At 44.7% G+C, this 22,716-nt stretch carries 25 protein-coding genes, 1 pseudogene and 1 riboswitch; of the genes and pseudogenes, 13 read left to right on the top strand and 13 right to left on the bottom strand.

Going from position 1 to position 22,716, the window contains the following annotated elements; translation table 11 throughout:
* Positions 1–168: 168 nt before the first annotated feature.
* The gene (gene metK, locus BV455_RS12265) at positions 169–1,383 is read right to left on the bottom strand and encodes a methionine adenosyltransferase (RefSeq protein ID WP_017434890.1); all 1,215 of its coding nucleotides are present in this window, start codon (positions 1,381–1,383) and stop codon (positions 169–171) included.
* A gap of 160 nt (positions 1,384–1,543) precedes the next feature.
* Positions 1,544–1,658, bottom strand: a riboswitch (SAM riboswitch).
* Positions 1,659–1,842: 184 nt separating this feature from the next.
* Between metK and pckA the strand changes: the two genes are divergently transcribed.
* Entirely contained in the window at positions 1,843–3,429 is a 1,587-nt protein-coding gene (gene pckA, locus BV455_RS12260; RefSeq protein ID WP_017434888.1) for a phosphoenolpyruvate carboxykinase (ATP), read from the top strand.
* A 30-nt stretch (positions 3,430–3,459) separates the two neighbouring features.
* Here pckA and BV455_RS12255 read toward each other — a convergent pair whose 3' ends face one another.
* Both BV455_RS12255 and BV455_RS12250 read right to left on the bottom strand, forming a co-directional pair.
* Positions 3,460–3,702, bottom strand: coding sequence for a DUF2584 domain-containing protein (locus BV455_RS12255; protein ID WP_017434887.1), 243 nt, complete (start codon positions 3,700–3,702; stop codon positions 3,460–3,462).
* A 29-nt stretch (positions 3,703–3,731) separates the two neighbouring features.
* The gene (locus BV455_RS12250; protein ID WP_017434886.1) at positions 3,732–4,520 is read right to left on the bottom strand and encodes an alpha/beta hydrolase family protein; all 789 of its coding nucleotides are present in this window, start codon (positions 4,518–4,520) and stop codon (positions 3,732–3,734) included.
* A gap of 93 nt (positions 4,521–4,613) precedes the next feature.
* Between BV455_RS12250 and BV455_RS12245 the strand changes: the two genes are divergently transcribed.
* From BV455_RS12245 to BV455_RS12235, 3 genes are read left to right on the top strand one after another with little or no spacing between them, the layout of a single operon-like run.
* Positions 4,614–5,612 carry an ABC transporter substrate-binding protein gene (locus BV455_RS12245; protein WP_017434885.1) on the top strand — a complete coding sequence of 333 codons (999 nt, stop codon included), beginning with the start codon at positions 4,614–4,616 and terminating at the stop codon, positions 5,610–5,612.
* Between the two features lie 17 nt (positions 5,613–5,629).
* Entirely contained in the window at positions 5,630–6,403 is a 774-nt protein-coding gene (locus BV455_RS12240) for an ABC transporter ATP-binding protein (protein ID WP_042407757.1), read from the top strand.
* Positions 6,381–7,196 carry an ABC transporter permease gene (locus tag BV455_RS12235; RefSeq protein ID WP_375781793.1) on the top strand — a complete coding sequence of 272 codons (816 nt, stop codon included), beginning with the start codon at positions 6,381–6,383 and terminating at the stop codon, positions 7,194–7,196. Before BV455_RS12240 ends, BV455_RS12235 begins: the two co-directional genes overlap by 23 nt.
* Here the strand turns inward: BV455_RS12235 and ytkD are convergent.
* From ytkD to BV455_RS12215, 4 genes are all read right to left on the bottom strand, one after another.
* Entirely contained in the window at positions 7,193–7,672 is a 480-nt protein-coding gene (gene ytkD, locus BV455_RS12230; protein WP_042407808.1) for an RNA deprotection pyrophosphohydrolase, read from the bottom strand. The genes BV455_RS12235 and ytkD overlap by 4 nt on opposite strands.
* A gap of 90 nt (positions 7,673–7,762) precedes the next feature.
* Entirely contained in the window at positions 7,763–8,098 is a 336-nt protein-coding gene (locus BV455_RS12225) for a hypothetical protein (RefSeq protein WP_042407760.1), read from the bottom strand.
* Positions 8,099–8,171: 73 nt separating this feature from the next.
* Entirely contained in the window at positions 8,172–8,567 is a 396-nt protein-coding gene (locus BV455_RS12220; RefSeq protein WP_175244610.1) for a phage holin family protein, read from the bottom strand.
* Positions 8,568–8,690: 123 nt separating this feature from the next.
* Positions 8,691–9,131: a Dps family protein gene (locus BV455_RS12215; RefSeq protein ID WP_017434879.1), complete on the bottom strand. Its 441-nt coding sequence runs from the start codon at positions 9,129–9,131 to the stop codon at positions 8,691–8,693.
* Positions 9,132–9,340: 209 nt separating this feature from the next.
* Between BV455_RS12215 and ytzI the strand changes: the two genes are divergently transcribed.
* On the top strand, positions 9,341–9,478 hold the full coding sequence (gene ytzI, locus BV455_RS12210) for a YtzI protein (protein ID WP_081160488.1): 138 nt from the start codon (positions 9,341–9,343) through the stop codon (positions 9,476–9,478).
* Positions 9,479–9,510: 32 nt separating this feature from the next.
* Here the strand turns inward: ytzI and BV455_RS12205 are convergent, their stop codons facing one another.
* Positions 9,511–9,984: an S-ribosylhomocysteine lyase gene (locus BV455_RS12205; RefSeq protein ID WP_017434878.1), complete on the bottom strand. Its 474-nt coding sequence runs from the start codon at positions 9,982–9,984 to the stop codon at positions 9,511–9,513.
* 160 nt (positions 9,985–10,144) lie between these two features.
* On the opposite strand from BV455_RS12205, the gene yidD reads away from it, so the two are divergent.
* From yidD to BV455_RS12180, 5 genes are all read left to right on the top strand, one after another.
* Positions 10,145–10,384: a membrane protein insertion efficiency factor YidD gene (yidD, locus tag BV455_RS12200; protein WP_017434877.1), complete on the top strand. Its 240-nt coding sequence runs from the start codon at positions 10,145–10,147 to the stop codon at positions 10,382–10,384.
* A 337-nt stretch (positions 10,385–10,721) separates the two neighbouring features.
* The gene (locus BV455_RS12195; RefSeq protein ID WP_061578770.1) at positions 10,722–11,906 is read left to right on the top strand and encodes a GTP-binding protein; all 1,185 of its coding nucleotides are present in this window, start codon (positions 10,722–10,724) and stop codon (positions 11,904–11,906) included.
* 97 nt (positions 11,907–12,003) lie between these two features.
* A complete protein-coding gene (locus BV455_RS12190) occupies positions 12,004–12,936 on the top strand; it encodes a metal ABC transporter substrate-binding protein (protein ID WP_017434875.1) in 933 nt (310 codons plus the stop codon).
* Between the two features lie 158 nt (positions 12,937–13,094).
* Positions 13,095–13,256 carry a DUF1540 domain-containing protein gene (locus tag BV455_RS12185; protein ID WP_070104515.1) on the top strand — a complete coding sequence of 54 codons (162 nt, stop codon included), beginning with the start codon at positions 13,095–13,097 and terminating at the stop codon, positions 13,254–13,256.
* 89 nt (positions 13,257–13,345) lie between these two features.
* A complete protein-coding gene (locus BV455_RS12180) occupies positions 13,346–13,549 on the top strand; it encodes a hypothetical protein (RefSeq protein ID WP_042407771.1) in 204 nt (67 codons plus the stop codon).
* An 18-nt stretch (positions 13,550–13,567) separates the two neighbouring features.
* Here BV455_RS12180 and BV455_RS12175 read toward each other — a convergent pair whose 3' ends face one another.
* The 5 genes and pseudogenes from BV455_RS12175 to BV455_RS12155 form a co-directional block, all read right to left on the bottom strand.
* Positions 13,568–15,043 carry an o-succinylbenzoate--CoA ligase gene (locus tag BV455_RS12175; protein WP_061578772.1) on the bottom strand — a complete coding sequence of 492 codons (1,476 nt, stop codon included), beginning with the start codon at positions 15,041–15,043 and terminating at the stop codon, positions 13,568–13,570.
* A gap of 83 nt (positions 15,044–15,126) precedes the next feature.
* A complete protein-coding gene (gene menB / locus BV455_RS12170) occupies positions 15,127–15,945 on the bottom strand; it encodes a 1,4-dihydroxy-2-naphthoyl-CoA synthase (protein WP_017434871.1) in 819 nt (272 codons plus the stop codon).
* 1 nt (position 15,946) lies between these two features.
* A complete protein-coding gene (gene menH / locus BV455_RS12165; RefSeq protein WP_017434870.1) occupies positions 15,947–16,756 on the bottom strand; it encodes a 2-succinyl-6-hydroxy-2,4-cyclohexadiene-1-carboxylate synthase in 810 nt (269 codons plus the stop codon).
* Positions 16,753–18,507, bottom strand: coding sequence for a 2-succinyl-5-enolpyruvyl-6-hydroxy-3-cyclohexene-1-carboxylic-acid synthase (menD, locus tag BV455_RS12160; protein WP_017434869.1), 1,755 nt, complete (start codon positions 18,505–18,507; stop codon positions 16,753–16,755). Before menD ends, menH begins: the two co-directional genes overlap by 4 nt.
* Positions 18,500–19,878: pseudogene (locus tag BV455_RS12155) on the bottom strand (isochorismate synthase). Before BV455_RS12155 ends, menD begins: the two are co-directional and overlap by 8 nt.
* Before the next feature lie 169 nt (positions 19,879–20,047).
* Between BV455_RS12155 and BV455_RS12150 the strand changes: the two are divergent.
* From BV455_RS12150 to BV455_RS12140, 3 genes are all read left to right on the top strand, one after another.
* The gene (locus BV455_RS12150) at positions 20,048–20,983 is read left to right on the top strand and encodes a 1,4-dihydroxy-2-naphthoate polyprenyltransferase (protein ID WP_218687244.1); all 936 of its coding nucleotides are present in this window, start codon (positions 20,048–20,050) and stop codon (positions 20,981–20,983) included.
* 85 nt (positions 20,984–21,068) lie between these two features.
* Entirely contained in the window at positions 21,069–21,833 is a 765-nt protein-coding gene (locus BV455_RS12145) for a yteA family sporulation protein (protein WP_218688045.1), read from the top strand.
* Positions 21,834–21,915: 82 nt separating this feature from the next.
* Positions 21,916–22,710, top strand: a complete 795-nt coding sequence (locus tag BV455_RS12140) for a TIGR00266 family protein (protein ID WP_042407781.1) — start codon at positions 21,916–21,918, stop codon at positions 22,708–22,710.
* Positions 22,711–22,716 lie beyond the last annotated feature (6 nt).

Genomic DNA, 22,716 nt, shown 5'->3' with positions numbered 1-22,716 from the left:
GCATGCTGATTATATCATAGATTTGAAGCAATAAAACTATAAAATTTCCTTTTTTTAAATAAACCGTTAACATATCGATTGCAAAACCATTGAAATAACTTAATCTGCTTTTTTGAACAAAAAAAGAGAGCTACAGTTGCTGTAACTCTCCTTTCCATATTCATTAATTTATTGTTGCTTCGCCAAGGAAAAAGCTTGCTCTTTCAATGTTTCTGCTTTATCCGTGCGCTCCCACGGCAGGTCGATATCCGTGCGTCCAAAATGGCCGTAAGCAGCCGTTTGCTTGTAAATCGGACGGCGCAAATCTAACATTTTAATAATGCCTGCCGGGCGCAGATCAAAGTTGTTGCGCACGACTTCAATTAAAATGTCTTCCGATACTTTTCCTGTGCCAAATGTGTCAATGGAAATCGAAACCGGTCTTGCTACCCCGATCGCATAGGCTAGCTGCACTTCGCACTTATCGGCAAGTCCTGCCGCCACGATATTTTTCGCGACATAACGGGCCGCATATGCTGCAGAACGGTCTACTTTTGTCGGATCTTTTCCAGAGAACGCGCCGCCGCCGTGACGGGCATAGCCGCCGTACGTGTCTACAATAATTTTCCGTCCTGTTAAACCTGCATCCCCTTGAGGTCCGCCGATGACAAATCGTCCTGTCGGGTTAATAAAGTATTTTGTGTTTTCATCGATGAGCTCGTTTGGCACAACCGGCTTAATGACATGTTCTTTAATATCGCGTTCAATTTGCTCTTGCGTAATTTCCGGATGATGCTGTGCGGATACGACAATCGTATCCACGCGTACTGGTTTGCCGTTTTCGTCATATTCTACCGTTACTTGTGTTTTGCCATCTGGACGTAAATATGGCAAAATATCCTTTTTCCGTACTTCAGCCAAACGACGGGCTAAACGATGCGCCAAAGAAATCGGAAGCGGCATTAATTCTTTCGTTTCATTGCAGGCAAATCCAAACATCAGCCCTTGGTCTCCGGCACCGATCGCTTCGATTTCCTCGTCAGTCATCTGACCTTCACGAGCTTCTAACGCTCGATCGACCCCCATCGCGATATCCGGCGACTGCTCGTCAATCGATGTCAACACGGCGCATGTATCCGCGTCAAAACCGAATTTGGCGCGCGTATAGCCGATTTCGCGAACCGTATCGCGAACAATTCTTGGAATATCCACATATGTCGATGTCGTAATTTCTCCGCTTACGAGCACAAGCCCTGTTGTCACGCTCGTTTCGCAGGCGACACGAGCATTCGGATCTTTTTCTAAAATCGCATCTAAAATCGCATCGGAAATTTGGTCGCAAATTTTATCCGGATGACCTTCTGTTACAGACTCTGAAGTAAATAAACGTCTTTTTTTTGACATTCGGCATTTTCCTCCTCTTTCCTTAATCAAACATCAAAAAATGATGATGCCGCAAACGGCGGGCGATACGGTACTCATTTCCCTTATTTCATTTTCTCATATAAAAAAACCTTTCCTGTAACGGTGAGGAAAGGTCATTGCAATCGTATTGCTCCTTTCACTCTTATCGTTCAAGGACATCGCCTTGCCACAGGTTAGCACCATTTCACATGTTTCCAGTTGTGACGGTTGCTGGGCTTCATTGGGCCTGTCCCTCCACCAACTCGGGATAAGAGTATCCGTTCAATGACTTATCTTATCGTAATGAAACGGGAAAAGTCAACAAAATATGACGAATTTTTTTTGAAAAAAAAAGGAAAAATAAATAAAATAAATCGTCATAAATAGTATGGACTAATAACAAAAATGTGTTATACTATTTGCAGAGATTATTTAAATAAAAAAAGGCAGGTTTTGAACATGGGGATCGCAAAAATGACCAATAAACTTTCATTATTATTGCAACAACCAAACGTATTTCATAATTTATCGGTAGCCCAGCTGGTGGAAAAAGTGTTGCAGCGAAAGGAAGGCCAGTTAACAGCTACTGGGGCGGTAGCGGTAACAACAGGAAAGTATACAGGACGCTCGCCGAAAGATAAATACATTGTCGAAGAAGCCGCAACGAAAGAAAAAATCGATTGGGGAACCGTCAATCAGCCAATTTCGGAAGAAGTGTTTGAAAACTTATATAATAAAGTGCTTGATTATTTAATGAAACAAGATGAGATTTTTGTCTTTAAAGGATTTGCCGGCGCTGATTCTAAATATCGTTTGCCGATTCAAGTTATCAACGAATTTGCTTGGCACAATTTATTTGCCCATCAATTATTTATTCGCCCAAGTGCAGAGGAATTACAAACACACGAAGCGCAATTTACGGTGATCTCTGCTCCAAATTTCAAAGCAGATCCTGCGGTGGACGGAACAAGATCAGAAGCGTTTATTATCATTTCTTTTGAACGCCGCATCGTATTAATTGGCGGCACAGAATATGCTGGCGAAATGAAAAAATCGATTTTCTCGGTGATGAACTATTTGCTTCCGGAACAAGGGATTCTTTCTATGCATTGCTCGGCCAACGTCGGCAAAGAAGGAGATGTTGCATTATTTTTCGGGCTGTCGGGAACGGGAAAAACGACGCTTTCCGCTGATCCAAACCGCCGCTTAATCGGTGATGACGAACACGGCTGGTCAAACCGCGGCATCTTTAATATCGAAGGCGGATGCTATGCGAAATGCATCAACCTATCCCGCGAAAAAGAACCGCAAATTTTTGACGCCATTGGGTTCGGAGCAGTGCTTGAAAACGTGGTGGTTGACGAACAGACAAGAATGCCAGATTACGATGATGCGACATTAACGGAAAATACGCGAGCTGCTTATCCGATTCAGGCCATTGCCAATATCGTGGATCCAAGCGTCGCCGGCCACCCATCAACGATTATTTTCTTAACCGCAGACGCGTTTGGCGTATTGCCGCCAATTAGCAAACTGACGCGCGAGCAAGCAATGTACCATTTCTTAAGCGGCTATACGAGCAAGCTCGCCGGCACCGAACGGGGAATCACTTCTCCGCAAGCTACGTTCTCTACTTGCTTCGGCGCTCCATTTTTGCCGCTCCCGGCCGTGCGCTATGCGGAAATGCTCGGCAAAAAAATCGTTGAACATAACGTGCGGGTATTCCTCGTCAACACTGGTTGGACCGGCGGGGAGTACGGAGTCGGCAGCCGCATGAAGCTGGCCTACACGCGCGCAATGGTGCAAGCAGCAGTCGAAGGAGAACTGGACAATGTCGAAACAGTGAAAGACCCTATTTTCGGCTTGGCCATTCCGCTTCATATTCCAGGAGTGCCAGATGAAGTGCTGCAGCCGCAAAATACATGGGCGGATAAAAATGCATATGAACAAAAAGCAAAAGAGCTGGCCGCAAAATTCCGCGCAAACTTCCAAAAATTCAAGCATATTGCACCGGAAATTGAAGCACTTGGAGGTCCGCTTGTATAATCGAAAAGGAGGGAGCAATTCCCTCCTTTTTTAATTCGTTGAATGCAAGGCGACAAGCTCATACGTGACAATCGTCCGATTATCGGCAAGTTCCAGTTTTTTCACCACCGCTTGACCGCTCGCTTCGCTTTGCAGCGTTCTTCTAACCTCTAGCGGAATATCAAGAGGATAAAGGCGATATCCTTCTTTTTCTAAAATAAACAAATTATCTTTTACGCGCCTTTCTTTTCCTTTTGTGACAATCAGCGTTTGCAGCTCCAGCGGCATGCCCATTGCAACACACCCCTTTTCTTTTTATCGTATCATACATTCGGCTGACTTTTCATCCATTCTGTCAACCGCCGGACGGTCTCGCGATTTTCTTTTGGTGGAAAATAATGCGTAAAATGTGGAAAATACCATGTTGTCACTTGCTTATTTAATTCTTTCAGTCTTTTCTCCAGACGATACGCATGCTCAATCGAAACATTGCGGTCTTTTTCCCCATGAATGATTAAGACAGGAGCATGAATTTTCTCCATTTCGTATAATGGCGTCCGCCAGCGGTATCGCTCTGGATATTTTGCAGGTGTGCCGCCGATGACCCGCTTCATCATTCTCCGCAAATCTTCCCGCTCCCAATAGGTAAGCGCTACATCGGATACTCCGCCCCATACCGCAACAGAACAAACCCGCGGCTCTAAAATCGCCGTATGCAGCGCCATCGCTCCCCCGCGGGAAAAACCAAAGACATGAATCCGCTTTTCATTCACGTTTGGATGCTGCTGCAGCAGCCGAAACGCGGCAAGCGCATCATAGCGGTCTTCCCCGGCAAAATCTTCATTTCCTTCCCCACCTTGGTTGCCGCGGTAAAACGGCGCCATCACGACAAATCCGTACGCGGCAAACTGGGTAATGCGCGCCAGACGTACTTTCCCGACATTTTTAATGCCGCCGCGCAAATATAAAAAACCGTCATACACTTCAGACGCTTTCGGTATGGCCAAAAAGCCTTTTATTTTTAATCCTTGGCATAAATAGGTGACAAGAAATACATCAATATGCGGATTGGGGGAAGGAAAGCGATATTGCTCGACAATATATCCATCCATCACCATTTCCTCCTTTCCATTAGGCATTCACACATTTTTTTTGCTTGCATACGATAAGGTGGAAGTAAGTTACTTGTTAAGGAGGCTGCCTGCATGAAAAAAATGGCCATAATGTCGCTTTTTCTCTTTCTCCTTATTATTCCTCTAGCCGCTTGCGGACAACAAAAAGAGGAGGAAGTAAAAAAGATACGGCTTGCGGAAGTGACTCGCTCCATATTCTATGCCCCGCAATATGTCGCCCTGGCAAAAGGATTTTTTAAAGAAGAAGGATTAGACATAGAACTCACCACCACGTGGGGCGGCGATAAAACGATGACTACCCTTCTTTCCGGCGGAGCCGATATTGCCCTTGTCGGATCGGAAACATCGATTTATGTCTACAGCCAAGGCACAAACGATCCAGTCATTAACTTCGCGCAACTCACACAGACAGACGGGACATTCCTCGTTTCCCGCCATAAAATTGACAACTTCAGTTGGGATCAGCTGAAAGGAAGCACCTTTCTCGGCCAGCGCAAGGGCGGCATGCCGCAAATGGTCGGCGAATTTGTGCTGAAAAAACACGGCATTGATCCACATAAAGATTTAAACCTTATTCAAAATGTTGATTTTGCTAATATCGCCAACGCTTTTGCCAGCGGCACGGGCGATTTCGTCCAGCTTTTTGAACCAACGGCAAGCATTTTTGAACGGGAAGGAAAAGGATATATTGTCGCCTCATTTGGCACGGAATCCGGCCATGTGCCATATACCACTTATATGGCAAAACAAAGCTTTATCCATAAAAATAAAGATGCGGTTGAAAAATTTACACGCGCTATCTATAAAGCGCAGCAATGGGTAGAGTCGCACAGCGCGGCGGAAGTAGCAAAAGTGATTCAGCCTTACTTTAAAGATACGGATCTTTCCATCATTGAAAAAGTCGTTGACCGCTATAAAAGTCAAGGCACCTATGCTACGAATCCGATTCTCGATGAAAAAGAATGGAATAACTTGCAAAATATTATGGACGAAGCAGGCGAACTGCCGAAACATATCGATCATAAAACACTTGTCGATAATTCATTTGCTGAAAAAGCGATGGCTAAATAACGAAAGCGGGTGAAAGGATGAGCTTTTTAGTCGTCGACCGCGTTTCCCACACTTATTTTACCGAAAAAACTGCCGTGACGGCCCTTGAAAATATCTCTCTGACCGTAGAGAAAGGAGAAATTGTCTCCTTTCTCGGCCCTAGCGGCTGCGGCAAAACGACGTTGCTTTCCATTATTGCCGCCTTAATTGAACCGACGGAAGGAGCGGTATTTATTGAAGGGAAAGAATTAGACCGCTTCCGTCCAACCGCAGGGTATATGCTGCAGCAAGATTATTTGTTTCCTTGGAAAACCATCGAAGAAAATATTTTGCTCGGTTTAAAAATCATGGGGAGATTAACGGAAGAAACAAAAAGACGAGCCCTTGACTTGCTTGCCTACATCGGGCTAAAAGGCGTCGAATCGCATTATCCAAGCCAACTGTCCGGCGGCATGCGCCAGCGGGCCGCACTTGTGCGCACGTTGGCGACAGACCCAAAAATGCTCCTGTTAGATGAGCCATTTTCCGCCCTTGACCAGCAAACAAAATTAAAACTGGAAGAGTTAGTATGGAAAACATTAAAAGAATACGGAAAGACAGCGGTGCTTGTCACTCATGACATCGGGGAAGCGATTGCGATGAGCGACCGTATTTTTCTATTCTCGGCAAAGCCGGGACGCATTATGCATACTTTTATGGTTCCTGATGAATTGCGGCGCTTATCGCCATTTGCCGCCCGTCAGCACCCTTCCTTTTCCGCGCTATTCCAATCCATTTGGAAGGAGCTGGATGAACTTGAAACAAACCAGTGAACGTATCCGGTCTCTCCATCAGCAATACATCGCTTCACTGAAAAAAGAAAAACGAGTTATTCGCCTGTTTCAGATCGTGATCTTTATCGCCTTTTTCATCTTATGGGAGGCAGCCAGCCGCTTTCATTGGGTCGATCCGCTCTTGTTTAGCTCCCCATCGGCAATTTGGAACCTATTTGTAGAAAAGCTCGGCGATCACTCGCTTTTGACCCATACGTTCGTTACACTGTTCGAAACCATATTGGGATTTATTATCGGCACGGTAGCCGGAGCATTGTTAGGAGCGTTGCTCTGGTGGTTCCCGCGCCTATCGAAAACGCTCGATCCATATTTAGTCGTCTTTAACGCCATGCCAAAAGTGGCGCTTGGTCCTATTCTTATCGTCGCACTCGGTCCGGGATTCACTTCTATCATTGCGATGGGGGTGATTATCTCTGTCATCATCACCACGATTGTTGTTTATTCTTCCTTCCAGGAAGTGGATGCGAACTATTTGAAAGTATTGCAAACATTCGGCGCCACCCGCTGCCAATGCTTCAAGGAAGCGGTGCTGCCATCCTCGTTCCCGACGATTATTTCGACGCTAAAAGTCAATGTCGGCTTGTCCTGGGTCGGCGTCATTACCGGCGAATTTCTCGTTTCTAAACAAGGGCTCGGCTATTTGATTATTTACGGATTCCAAGTGTTTAACTTTACATTAGTGTTAATGAGCCTGCTTGTCATTGCCCTGCTGTCAACCGTGATGTATCAGGTCGTCACCTTCATCGAAAAGAAATTGATAAAACATCGCTAGAGACGTTCATGGCAAGATAAAGAACGTCTCTTTATTTCTTCTAATGCCCGCGGAAGCACCTCATCTTTCATAATAAAACTAAACCGTTTATCTGTACGGATGTTTTCCGGCAGTGTCGGAAGCAGTACCGGACCGTTTGTTTCTAAATAGGACGGCTGCTTCACCATCGCGGCGATTTCCGCAAAATAGATGTTTTTTACCATATCCGGTTCGACTTGATATTGGCCGATATAAGTAAGCGAACGAATCAGCCCTCCTGTTTCTTCCTTCACTTCCCGAATCGCCGCTTGCTCCGGTGTTTCTCCCTTTTCTACTTTCCCGCCTGGAAATTCTAATCCGCGTCTTGGATGATCCGTTAAAAGCCATTGTCCATGGTAGCGGCAAATAATCCATACGTGGCCCGGATGCGCAGAAAACGGATGATCCGTAAACGACAGCCTCACTCGATTGCCATAATAGTCGAAAAACGTATACATGATTTCCAACAACCCCGTTCCTGTTTGTCTCTCTTTTCATTATACGACAAAATATTCATCAAAAAAGCCGCCAATATGAATGGCGACTTTTTATGAATCGAGCTCCTCTTCCGGAATAATGCCAAGCGAACGAATATGCGCTTTTGCTTCTTCATTTCCAAGCTTGTAAATCAGCTGATAGATTTTCATTAATGTTCTGTCGTAGGCATCATTCTCACGGTCGTAATGGTATTGCACATACGGAACGTGGGTGCGAAAAAACGCTTGCCAGTCTGTAGAATAGTTTTGGTCAAAATACTCCCGCAATTGAATAATTTCATCATCTGTCGCTTCAATTTGAAAATCCCATGGAGAAGCGGTTTTTACTTGCGAGATTTCTCCCGTTTCCATGGACACATAATACGTCTTTTTTTGCTGCTCCGCCACAGTTGTCATCTCCTTATGATCTTTCCTTTATTGTTTAGTGTGGGTGAAGGCAAAAAAAATTATGCTCAAAAAATCATTTTACTTCATCTTTGAACAATTCAATCGCCTTTCGCAAAACCGTAGGAATCGGAACACCCGCACGCCCGGCATTTTCCACAATAGAAATAAATTCATTCGCAATATAGAAAAAAATGATGATATCGCGAATAAAATGGCTGCCCCAGCCAATGGCGGTATCTAATAAATGCGAAACAGCAACTAAAACAAAAATAAGCAGCTTGCGAACAATGCCACGGAAACCGACTTGACTGGATAGCTTCCCCTCCATCGCACTTGCAATCATTCCTGTGACATAATCGACAGCGACAAAACAAAGCAAAATAACAACTAATGAATCCACTCCTCCGATGAAAAACGAAACAACGGAGCCTGCCAGCGAAAATCCCAGCATTGACGTATATTTGTGCATGCTCCTCCCCCCTTAAACAAGTGAGCACTACTATCGTATGCAGAAAAGAGGGAAGGAGTATAGACAACTCTCTAAAAAACCAATCCTTCATCCACGAAGGAGTGATCGGTCAGTATCCATTTTTTAACGTCCAAGAAATGATTTTAGCATCCATACATGTTTTTCCAAACTTTTATAAATGCCAAGCAGCATATCTTCTGTCGCCTTATCACCTACTTCATCAGCAACCTGCATTCCTTCTTTTAATTCGCCGATCATTGTTTCAAAATCACTCACAATAGTCGCCACCATTTGTTCCGCCGATTCTTGCCCAGTCGCCTCTTTGACAGAAGCTTGTTCCAGGCATTCCTTCATCGTCGCCACCGGCGCTTCGCCAAGAGCAAGAAGGTGTTCGGCGAGATCATCAATATGATGTGCCGCTTCATCATATAGCTGTTCAAATTTTTCATGGAGTGTAAAAAATTGCGAACCCTTCACATACCAATGATAATTATGCAATTTAATGTAAAGAACGCTCCAGTTGGCAATTTGCTTATTTACAATATCCGTTAATTGTTTTGACATATCCCATTCCTCCTCTAATATGGATGTACCCAATTTGGATAACCTCGAGATATATTCATAATCGAACTATATTATTTCCTAATTGCCTAATGTATATTTCTTACCAATAATTTTCAAATTTGTACCATTTGTTCATTCATCGTGCAAAGCGTCATCACACCAATGCGATGGCAATATGTTACAATGAAAAGAAAAATGGTGAATCCGCGATGTATCTCACTTTAGCGGTTTCATTGATCATTGTCGCACTCATTCTTGCTTTGGCGGTGATTACGACATCAAAAGCAGACGAATACAAGCATACGATCGACCCGCCACCTGAAGAGGATCATTCGCAAAATAAGTAAGGCTATCATCATGTTGATGATAGCCTTACCAATTATCCAAATACTTTCTTTAACTCTTCCTTATCTTGCTCCAACCAGAAGCGCATGAGCCGCTTTGCCCCTTCCAGGTCGTGCAGCTTCGCTTGCCCGCATTGCCGCTCTGTCGCCGCTGGGACTTCCGTTGCGTTTAGCGCATCTTTCATCGTTTCCTCAAGCAAATCAATGATTTCATCCACTGTCGGTGATCCGCTCACAACAAGATAAAATCCTGTTTGGCAGCCCATCGGCGAAATATCGATGATATCAAAATGATCGTACTTTTCTGCATGTTTACGCATCGTATAAGCGAGCAAATGCTCAAGAGTATGAATCGCAGCTGGCTGCATCGCTTGTTTATTTGGCTGGCAAAAGCGAATATCGAATTTATTGACGACACCATCGCTTCCAACTTTATGGACACCGCAATGTCTCACATATGGCGCTTTTACTGCGCAGTGATCCAACTCAAAACTTTCCACCGAAGGCATGTATATCACTCCTACTCTGTTTTCTCTTTTCATCATACACCGAAATCCGATTTTTTTCATCCTTTTTGTATAGATTGTCACAGGATACTATTATACGGTATTTGTTTCATATTTATGATACATTATGAATAGAATCATTTATTCGTTAGGTGTGTGGCAAATGGCAAAAAAATTATTGATTTTGTTCATCCGTTTTTATCAAATTTTTATTTCTCCGCTAAAACCGCCGACATGCCGATTTTATCCGACCTGCTCGCAATACGGCCTAGAGGCGGTGAAACGGTTTGGCGCCATTAAAGGCGGCTGGCTGACGATCAAACGAATTTTAAAGTGCCATCCATTCCACCCGGGCGGATTTGATCCTGTTCCGGAAAAACAGCAAAATAGCAAGAAATCGTAAGCGGTAATGGATGATATGGCATAGCAATAAAATCTTTGCCTTTCATAGCGCTCCCTTTCACCGTCTACGAGAACGGGAAAAACATCTCATAACGCTATTATGCCTGATCTGTTTTTCGTTTAATTCCGTCAAAATAGAATTATTTTGAATGCACATAACAGAGTTTGGGCCGTTCATGAACGCCCACTCCCCTATTTTATTACATATATGTTATAAAATAGAAGTATTATCACCTATAAGGTCAGCATCACTGTTGCTGTTTGGCCCATTTTCTTGTATGATTAACCATATAAAATCGTAATGATTACGATTATTTATCGGAGAGGAGAAAATAACAATGAAAAGAATACCTGTTACTGTATTAAGCGGTTATCTTGGTTCAGGGAAAACGACGCTGCTCAATCATATCTTGCAAAATAGAGAAGGAAAGAAAATCGCAGTTATTGTGAATGATATGAGCGAAATAAATATTGATGCTGAACTGATTCGACAAGGCGGTTTTTCTCGCACCGAAGAAAAGCTGGTGCAAATTCAAAACGGCTGCATCTGTTGTACATTACGTGAAGATTTAATCAAAGAGGTGGAAAAACTAGTAGACGCTGGAAACATTGATTATATTGTCATCGAATCCTCAGGAATTAGTGAGCCAATTCCAGTAGCGCAAACATTTACGTACATTGACGAAGAGCTAGGAATTGACCTAACAAAAAAATGTCGCTTGGATACAATGGTTACAGTTCTCGACGCGAATCGCTTTTGGGCTGATTTTGTATCAGGTGAAAGCTTGCTTGACCGCAAACAAGCTGTTGATGAAACGGATACACGTGAAGTGGCGGACTTGCTGATTGATCAAATCGAATTTGCCAACGTTATTATACTAAATAAAGTTGACCTTATTAGTCCTGAAGATGCGAAAGAACTTGAAGGTGTGTTAAAAAAGTTAAACCCGGAAGCGAAAATTATACAAACGACATTCGGTCAAGTGCCACTGGACGAAATTTTAAATACCCATTTATTCGACTTTGAAAAAGCTAGTCAAGCTGCAGGATGGATTAAAGAATTGAATGAAGAACATACTCCAGAAACAGAAGAGTATGGCATCTCTTCGTTTGTTTATCGCAGAAGACGTCCGTTTCATCCAGAACGTTTCATGAATTGGCTTGAGAATTGGCCGGTTGAAGTTGTTCGCGCAAAAGGCTTTTTCTGGCTTGCTTCAAGAAATGACATGTGCGGTCTTTTATCACAGGCAGGAACATCCATTATGATTCAAGGAGCTGGTGAATGGGTCGCTGTTTATCCGGAAACTGAACGTCAACAAATTCTGAAAGAGGACCCTGAGTTGCTCGCTAAGTGGGATGAGACATATGGAGATCGCATGACGGAACTCGTCTTTATCGGCATTGACATGAATCGCCAGGAAATTGAAACGTCTTTAGATGAGTGTTTGCTGACAGATGAAGAAATGAAACAAGATTGGGCAACATTTTTGGATCCTCTTCCTGAATTTACTGTTGCCCAATAAATTTATTATTTTAGTTCTCAAATCGTAATGATTACGATATAATAGCAAATGGCCTTATTGCGCCGCCTACATCATTCTAATGAGGAAGGGAATTGTTATGAAAATAAAATCACTACTTTTATCGCTACTGCTCGTTATATCTGGCCTTTTATATGGCTGCAGCGGAGAAACAAAGGAGCAGCAAGGCAAAAAAGACGTTTTAACGATTTATACGACCGTTTATCCGCTTCAAGACTTTACAGAAAAAATTGGCGGAAAATATGTACATGTACAAAGTATTTATCCTCCAGGTGTCGAAGCACATACCTTCGAACCCACAACCAAAACGATGAAGCAATTAGCTGATGCCGACGCATTTATTTATATTGGACAAGGGATGGAAAGCTTCGCCGATAAAGTAAAAGAAACATTAAAGAATGAACAGGTTCATTTTCTCGCTGCTACTAAAGGGATCGACTTGCTAGATTCTACTCATGAAGAGCACGAAGATGAACATGCGCATCACGGCGATAAAGACCCACACGTCTGGCTTGATCCGATTCGTTCCATCACTATAGCGGAAAATATCCGTGATTTGCTCATTGAACTAAAACCAGAAAAGAAAGAAACATTTATGAAAAACTTTGAAATATTGAAATCCAAACTGGAAAATCTTGATCAGCAATTCCAAACGGTCATAAAAGAATCGCCAAAAAAAGAAATTCTTGTAGCACACGCAGCTTACGGATATTGGGAAGACCGCTATGGCATTAAACAATTGAGCGTTTCCGGGCTTTCACCGACAAACGAACCATCTCAAAAAGAACTAGCTGAATTGATTAAAACAGCCAAACAACATCACATCAAATATGTCATTTTTGAGCAAAACGTCACATCCAAAATAGCAGAAATCGTCAAAAAGGAAATCGGTGCGGATGCATTGCGTTTCAATAATTTAGAGTCACGCACAGATGAGGACATAAAAGGAAATAAAGATTATTTTGACTTAATGAAGGAAAATATTTCTGTACTAAAAAAAGCGTTGCGATAAGGAGTTATCCTGCCTTTCTGAATGAGGCAGGACGCTTCTTTTTTGTCCGTATAAATGAAATATTTCAATAAAACTGTTGATTATTTCCTTCATAAATTTTTTGCAAACACCCAAACTAAAAACGTAGTTTATTTTCTTACTAACGGGGAGGAATAGAGATGGCAAAAGATGTTCTTTGTGAAGTAAGAAACTGCCATTATTGGGCCGAAGGAAACCGGTGCAGTGCGGAATCGATTTATGTCGTAAGCCATGCGGGGAAAATGGCGGCCGATTCGACGGAAACGGATTGCAAAACATTTGTCCCTGCGAACAACGCATAACCATTTTGATTGGATGCGCTGTCTTTTTGGCTTTTTAGCGCTAAAAGACAGCGCTTACATAGTTTATTTAAAAAGAGAGGCGACGTATTATGGCAAAAAGAGACAGCTTAATTAAAGCATTCAAAGAAGAAGTAAAACGGACGAATCCAATGACATTTCCGATCTGTGTCGACTCATTTACAAATTTATGGCAATATGAATTCGGATCCTTGGAAGATCTACCGCCGGAAGTGGAAAAATTGATTGCCCACCGAGCAATCGAATTAGGTTTAATGGACGAAGACAGATTTTAACAACGGGGCTTGTTCTAATCAAGCCCCGTTGTCATCGTTAGGTATAAGCGATTTTAACTGACGGCGCAACAATTTTTGCGACGCGTTGCGTGGAAGCTGGTCGACAAAATAAATTTGCTTTGGAACTTTATACTTGGCTAAACGTTCCTGGCAAAACTGTTTTAGCTGTTCAGCAGTGACAGAATAGCCGCTTTTTTGTTTGACAAACGCACATGGCACTTGTCCCCATGTTTCATCGTCGATTCCGGTTACTCCTGCTTCTTCCACCGCCTCATGGGAAAGAAGCACCGCTTCGACTTCCGCCGGATACACATTCTCCCCACCGGAAATAATCAAATCAGAACGGCGGTCTAATACGTATAGAAACCCGTCTTCATCAACATACCCGATATCTCCGGTGTAAAACCAGCCGTCCCGAATCGCTTCTTTTGTCGCCTCTTCCCGATGCAAATATCCTTTCGTCACATTTGGTCCTTTTACGACAATTTCCCCCGCTTCATACGGACGGGCCGGTTGCCCATCTTTTTCAATACGAAGCTGCGCAGGAAAAAGAGGTTTTCCTGCGGAACCGAGCTTCGTTAAACTATATTCCGGCGCCAATGTGACAATTTGTGATGCTGTTTCCGTCATGCCATATGTCTGATAAACAGGAATCCCCTTTTCTTTGCATGCCTCTAGCAGCGGCTTTGGGGCAGGCCCACCGCCAAGCAGCATGCAGCGAAACGTTTCTGGATACCGTCTTTTGCCAAGATCGGCAAGCATTTTTTGCAGCATCGCTGTGACGACGGACATGATCGTTACTTTCCCATCCATGATTAAATCATTTGCTTTTTGCGCATCAAAGGAAGGCATCACATACATGCCCATCCCGTATATGACGCTTCTCATCATAATCGACAAACCGCTGATATGAAACAGCGGAACAGCGGCTAGCCAGCAATCATTTTCATGCAACCCTAAATTTAAGGCCGAGCCGATGGCGCTCCACCAATGATTGCCGTACGTTTGCAATACTCCTTTTGGCTTTCCCGTCGTTCCTGACGTATACATAATGGTGGCGACATCATCGAAATGATAATGCGATTGAAACTCCACGTCTGTCTCCGGCAATGCCGCCAATTCGTTTATTGTCACCACGCGAATGTCTGACTTAACAAGATCTGCCAGCTTCTCATCGGCAATCACGCATACGGCACCGCTATCGTTTAATTGCCACACAAGCTCATGGGATGTTAAACGTATATTTTGCAATAGCGCGATGGCTCCGATATAATGAAGCGCATGAATCGTTTCCACCATCGCGATGCTGTTTCTCATCAGCACCGCGATGATATCCCCTTGGCGCACCCCTATGCCTGCTAATTGCCGCGCCCGTTTTACTACAGACTCGTGAAGTTCGCCAAACGTCTTTTTCTGCCATCCATCATCGACAGCAGGGCGTTGTGGCGTTAAAAAAGCGCGTTGTATCAACCAGTTTGGTATGACTGTTTGCATGATGACACTCTCCTTTTTTCCATAAAGAAACAGCTTGATGGAATACATCAAGCTGCATTAGCAATGATATGTTTCCGCTTTTCTCACGGAAAACGCGGAAATTGTTGAAAGTTTGGTTTGCGTTTTTCTTTAAACGCATCTCGTCCTTCTTTCGCTTCATCGGTCGTATAGAACAATAATGTCGCGTCACCGGCCAGCTGCTGAATGCCGGCTAACCCATCGGAATCGGCGTTAAACGCTGCTTTTAAGAAGCGGATCGCCGTCGGGCTTTTTTCTAAAATTTCCTGCGCCCACTTGACGGTTTCTTCTTCCAATTGCTCGAGCGGTACTACTTTATTGACGAGCCCCATTTCCAGCGCTTCCTGCGCCGTATATTGGCGGCATAAATACCAAATTTCACGAGCTTTTTTATGGCCGACAATCCGCGCTAAATAGCCAGCGCCATATCCGCCGTCAAAGCTTCCTACTTTTGGACCAGTTTGTCCAAAAATTGCGTTGTCTGCCGCAATCGTTAAATCACATACGACATGCAATACATGACCGCCGCCGATTGCATATCCCGCCACCATCGCGATGACTGGTTTTGGGATCACGCGAATCAACCGTTGCAAATCCAACACATTTAAGCGTGGAATTTGATCCTCGCCGACATAGCCGCCGTGACCGCGAACCTTTTGGTCCCCGCCAGAACAAAACGCTTTTCCGCCTGCTCCCGTTAAAATAATGACACCGATTTTGGAGTCATCACGTGCATACGAAAAGGCGTCGATCATTTCAGCAACCGTTTTTGGACGGAACGCGTTATGTACTTCCGGGCGATTAATGGTGATTTTGGCAATGCCGTTATACGTTTCATATATAATATCCTCGTACTCGCGTTCCTTCACCCATTCAATAGCCATTTTACTCTCCTCCTCTAATGAACTCACTTACTATTTTAGCAAAAATCTCTCGTTGTTCCACATGAATTGCATGCCCCGCTTGGGAAACTGTGACCATTTTGCAATCTGGCAGATGCTCTTTCATTTCTTCGGCAATTCGACAAAACTTTTCATCCCACTCTCCGCATATCAGTAACGTCGGCGTGTTCACTTCTGACAACCGATTCCACCATGAAGGCTGTTTCCCTGTCCCCATTCCGCGCAGGCTATTGGCCAGCCCGATTTTATTATTTTTTAACCGTTCCTTACGTATTTCCTCCTGAACGCTAGACGGCAGCTGCTTTTGCGACGCAAACAGCGGCAGCTTTTCCCACTTATCGACAAATGCAGCAATTCCATATTGTTCAATTTCCCGCGCCAACACCTCATCGTTCTCTCGCCGCTTCCATCTTTCTTGCTCTGTCTTTAAACCTGGGGAACTGCTCTCAAGCACCAACTTGCGAACACGGTGAGGATAAAGGATCGCAAACGTTAAGGCAAGCCTTCCTCCCATCGAATACCCTAACACATGGACGTCCTCTACATGAAGATGGCGCAATAGTTCATCCAGATCAGCAGCCGCTCGCTCGATTTCATACCGCGCCGGGTCATGCGGCGAATCGGTAAGACCATGGCCGACGATATCGACCAGAATCAACCGAAATTCCCGCCAATATGGAAGAAACGGTTTCCACGTTTCCATGCTCCCAGTAAATCCATGCAAGAGCAAAAGCGGCTCGCCACTCCCATATTGTTCGACATGATAGGAAACACCGTTCACCAAAATGTTCATGCCATTCTCCTTTTTCCGAGAAATTCTGCTATTTCCTGGGAAACCCTTTCCCACAAAAGACGATGGATTTTTACATTCGTCTCCCTGGATGTACATACCTCAATCACATGAAGGCCATCTGTGGTGAGCGAACGGGCAACATGATGACGAAATTCGTCCCATGTTTTGCTGTTTTGGTAATTCCCTTCGTACATGCGAACAGCGTGCATAAATTGCAAATCGGTCGGCGTGCCAAACAGCATTTCGAAATGTTTTTTATGGTTTGCTTGCGGCAGGAACGAGAAAATTCCGCCGCCATTATTATTGAGAACGATAATTGTCGCATGTAATCCATGCATTTTTGCCGCCAACAGCCCGTTTAAGTCATGATAAAAGGAAAGATCACCGATGACAAGCACGAGCGGTTCGGTAACGGCGCTGGCCCCCAGCGCGCTCGACACGACACCATCAATCCCGTTGGCGCCGCGGTTCGCCAAAATGCGAATTTGCTTGTCTGTCGTAAAGAAAAAGGTATCGGCATCGCGAATCGGCATGCTGTTGCCGACAAATAAAGTAGCGCCGCTTGGCAGCAGTTGTGAAAGTTCAGTAAACACTTTTCCTTCAAATAATTCGCTTTCCGCTTGTTCCTCTAGGAGAACGGATTTCGCAATATCGTTGATCGCTTTCCAAGTTGCGGACCATTCGCTTTTTCTCAATTTTCGTCCCGCCATTTCAATGAGTTGGCGGCAAAATTCTACTTCATCGCAGTGTACCATATATGATGCCATCAATGTCGGTTCCCGCCATCCTCCGCCGCCATCTACTACAATTTGCCGGATGGATGGATATCGTTTCAGTAGCAGAAATAACGGTTTGGAAACCGGCATGGCGCCAAAACGGATCACGACATCCGGCACCAATGAAGCAGCAATCATTTCATCTTTTAATATCGCATCATAGCAATCAATAATATACTCTTTGGAATGAGATCCACTGCGCAACTGGGAAAGCGGATCCGCTAAAATCGGATAGTCCAACATTTCCGCTAACTCGGTAACCGCCTCGGCAAATTCCGGATAGTCCATTGGCCCGCAGACGATTAATCCGTTTTTGACGGAAACGAGTTGGTGATATAATTCACCAAGCTGTTTTCTATCAACGGTTGCTTTTCCGGCAATAACCTTTGTATAAGACGGTTCTTTCGCTTCGATCTGTTGCCATGTTTCTTTCTGAATCACCGGCATAAGCGGTTCACGAAGCGGAAAGTTTAGATGAACCGGCCCCGCCGGAGCACTCATTGCTATGCTCGCTGCCCTTGCTGCCATCGTCCGTGCATAGCGAAGCATCTCTGGTGTTCTTTCCGGAAGAGCCATTTCGACAAACCATTTGGCATACTTTCCATATATGTTTAATTGATCAATGGCCTGCGGCGCGCCAACATCGCGCAATTCGTGCGGACGGTCCGCCGTAACGACGACAAGCGGGATCCGTGAGTAATACGCTTCCACTAGCGCCGGAAAATAATTGGCAGCCGCCGTTCCTGACGTACAAAGAAGGGCGACCGGATGCCGTTTTGCTTTTGCCATACCAAGGGCAAAAAAGGCAGCAGAACGTTCATCTAAGTTCATATGTATGCGCATTTCCGGATGCTCCGCCATCATGATCGCCAGTGGGGTCGAGCGTGATCCTGGACTGACAACAACGTCTCGTACTCCCGTTTTTGCTAATTCATCCACAAACGCAGCAATATATAAGGTTAGTGACTCATTCATCTTGTCCCACTCCTAGCGCCGATAACATTGGAATAAATTTCACTTTCGTCTCCTCATACTCGCTGATTGGATCGGAATCACCGACGATACCGCAGCCGGCAAAAATCGATACCTCTTGTCCTTGCAACAGACCCGAACGGATGGCGACGGCGAATTCCCCGTTCCCCTCCGTATCCATCCATCCGATTGGACCGGCATACCATCCTCTGTCTAACGGCTCCACCTCGCGGATTTCTTTGACTGCTGCTTCTCGCGGTGTTCCACCTAACGCAGGGGTTGGGTGCATCTTCGCCACCATCGATAAAATAGAGGAAGCGCGGCAATGCTCCCCAATAACCGGCGTATATAAGTGTTGAATGTTTGGCAATTTTAACAGCTGTGGAGAAGGCGGCATGTAGACGCGTTCGCAAACCGCTTCCATCGCTTCTTTGATCATTTGGACAACAAAGTGATGTTCGTGAAGATTTTTTTCATCATGCAGCAGCCACTCGCCAAGCTGTTCGTCTTCCTGAACGGTTTTTCCGCGACGGATCGATCCCGCTAAACAAGTAGAGTAACATGCATCGCCTTCCTTTTTTACCAGCTGCTCCGGAGAAGCGCCAATAAAGCATTGCCCTTCTTGTTCAAACGCAAACAGATAGCTAAACGGCTGCTGTTCGCGTAGTTGCCGGAGCACCACGCTTGCCTCCACCCGATCCGCAAACGATAAGCGCGCCTCCCTCGCCAGCACCACTTTATCAAACTTCCCGCTATGAATGTTGGCGATCGTTTGTTTCACCGCATCGAACCACTGTTCCGTTTGTTTTTCTTCATATTTCCTCACGGAAGGCAAAGAATGGATCGGCGCCCGCCCTTCATGTAACAGCCGAAACAACGTTTCTATTTTTTCCATGGTTTCCTCACTCTGTCCGGAACGCACTGTCACGGTTAATGTCGCTTTTCCACCCTTGCTCGCTAAAAGAACAGCTGGCACCAGCATTTTCGCATGCGGAAAAGCGCGCCATTTTTCCGTGTGCGGTTTGTAAGGATCAAACGAAAAGCCTCCAAATAGGATGGGCCCCATCTTTATTCCGTTGGAATAATGATCTGTCTGTTCTACCCATTGCTTCCACTGTGTTTCCACCGTATGAAACCGCTCTTCTTTTTCTTCTGTTTCGATCACATACGTGCAACCAAGTCCAACATAAACGGTCTCATTGGTGCGGTCCCCCAAAAAAAGCGCTCACGGAAAGAGCATATTGGTCCTAATGAAAAAAAATAAACCGGATCTACATCGTTCAATTCCTCCGTCCAACTAATAAACGGCCGCTTTGTTCTTTTCTCGATGAGATGCAATCGTTCGCGAATTTTATGCTGGTATAAAATTGCCACTGTAATCCCGCTTTCTTCATTAAGTTTATTACCTATTTCCTATCTTCCATTATATATAATAGGAAATAATTTATCTATTCGAAAGGGGTTGACACCTTATAAACGTTTTCCTACACTTATTGTGAATGTTTATCGAACATTATTCTATCCGAATATGAGGGGTATGATTATGCAACCATCATTACAAACAGATCGCTATTCATCGATCCACCGCCGCCGCGATTGGCGAGTTTGGTGGAGGCTTACCCGTCCACATACATTGACTGCTGCATTTGTGCCTGTTTGTATCGGCACTGTATTAGCACTTCATGAAACAGCCATTCACATCTCTTTATTTATCGCCATGCTTATCGCTTCTTTGTTGATTCAGGCAGCAACCAATATGTTCAATGAATATTATGACTACAAGCGCGGGCTCGACTCCCCGGAATCGGTAGGAATTGGCGGGGCGATTGTCCGTGAAGGAATACATCCAAAAACCGTTTTATATTTAGCCGTTGCTTTGTTTGCTGTTGCGACGCTGATCGGTGCCTATATTTGCATGAATAGCAGCTGGTGGCTTGCATTGATCGGTTCCATCTGCATGGCAGCGGGATATTTCTATACAGGCGGCCCGGTGCCGATTGCCTATACCCCGTTTGGCGAACTTGCAGCCGGATTTTTTATGGGACTGGTAATTATTTTAATTTCCTTTTTCATTCAAACGGGCGAAGTAACAAAAACAGCAATTCTCATCGCAATTCCGATTGCCATTTTAGTTGGGGCGATTTTACTAGCCAATAATATCCGTGACCTTGATCGAGACAAAGAGAAAGGGAGAAAAACGCTGGCGATTTTAGTCGGCCGGAACAATGCGGTCCGCATTCTTGCCGGTATGTTTGCCGTTTCGTTTATTTGGATGACGGTGCTGGCTTTCTCTCATATCGTTTCTTTCTGGACGATGCTTGTCTTTTTCAGCGTCCCGAAAGCGGTAGCAGCAGCGAAAGGGTTTATCGGCAAGACGAAACCAATTGAAATGATGCCAGCGATGAAAGCAACGGCACAAACAAATACACAATTCGGGTTTTTATTAGCTGTCGGCCTGCTGATCAGCCATTGGCTATAACACGGTTGGAAATAAGCCGTGTTTTTTTTTATTTTTGGTTCATACTACAAGGTAAACGGTTTATTTTAGGAAGGAGTTAATCATGATGTTAACGAATGAACAACTAGCCGCCTTCCGCAAACAACTTCTTCAGGCAAAACAGGAAATTCAAGAACGACTGCAAAACAACGATCACTTTGGCAAGCTGCGGAGCCATGCGCATGATGCGGTCGGCGAACTTGCAAGCTATGACAACCACCCTGCAGACGATGCAACCGAGCTGTATGAACGGGAAAAAGATATCGCACTGAATGAACATACGGAACGGGAATTAAAAGAGATTGAACATGCACTTGAGGCGATGGACAACGGCACATACGGCATCTGTGAAGTTTGCGGCAGACCGATTCCCTATGAGCGGCTGCAAGCTCTCCCAACGACCACCTTTTGTAAAGAGCACAGCCTTGACCACACCGTTTCGCAAAAGCGGCCGCTGGAAGAAGGTGTGTTGATGCCCCCGTTTGGAAAGTTTGATTTGGATGACCGCGATGAATCGGTGGCATATGACGCAGAAGATGCCTGGCAGGAAGTCGCGCGCTACGGCTCCTCCGATACCCCTTCCGATTTAGGAAAAAATGTTGATTATTATGGTGAAGTGTATGCCGAATCAGAGGAAAATGTCGGATATGTCGAAGATTTGGAAAATTTCGCGGCAGTCGATTTACACGGAAAAAATGTGAAAGTATATCCAACAAGGGAACACGAACTGTTAGAAAACATTTTGGATGATGAAGGAATTATGTCGAATATCGGTGATTTGCCCGCCTATGAAAAAGACCCATATACGGAAAAAGAAGACCATCGACGTTGATGGTCTTTTTTTGAAACAAAAAGAGGTTCCCGTCCGTATAAAGAATATATAGCATAGAAATGATGAGATGGAGGAGAAAAATATGAACGCACATGAAATTGACTACAAATTATATGGCGATGACATGCAATTTGTAGAAATTGAACTAGATCCGCAGGAAAGCGTCATCGCCGAAGCAGGCGGAATGATGATGATGGAAGACGGGATCACGATGGAAACCGTATTTGGAGACGGATCTCAGTCCGAAAAAGGATTTTTGAACAAATTGGTTGGTGCAGGGAAACGATTATTGACAGGAGAAAGTTTATTTATGACGGTGTTTACGAACAACAGCACCGGAAAACGCCGCATTTCGTTTGCCGCCCCATACCCTGGAAAAATTATTCCAATGGACTTGAGCGAGCTTGGCGGCAAAGTGATTTGTCAAAAAGATGCCTTTCTTTGTGCAGCCAAAGGCGTTTCGGTCGGCATCGATTTTCAGCGCAAACTTGGCACCGGCTTTTTCGGTGGCGAAGGATTTATTATGCAAAAACTCGAAGGGGACGGACTCGCCTTTTTACATGCAGGCGGAACCATTTATAAGCGCGAGCTGCAGCCCGGCGAGAAATTGCGCATTGACACCGGCTGCCTTGTAGCGATGACAAAAGAAGTTGATTACGATATCGAATATGTCGGCAAAATTAAAACCGCCTTTTTTGGCGGCGAAGGCTTGTTTTTCGCAACATTAACCGGACCGGGAACCGTCTGGGTGCAGTCGCTTCCGTTCAGCCGGCTTGCTGACCGAATTATCGCCGCCGCGCCAAGCACGGGGAGCCGTTCTGTTGGAGAAGGCAGCATCCTCGGAAGCATCGGCGACTGGTTGGATGGTGATGATTAAGAGAGA

It is taken from the genome of Parageobacillus caldoxylosilyticus (assembly GCF_019272935.1).
In the GTDB taxonomy this organism is placed as follows: Bacteria; Bacillota; Bacilli; order Bacillales; family Anoxybacillaceae; genus Saccharococcus; species Saccharococcus caldoxylosilyticus.
This window is presented reverse-complemented; position numbering and strand designations above follow the sequence as displayed.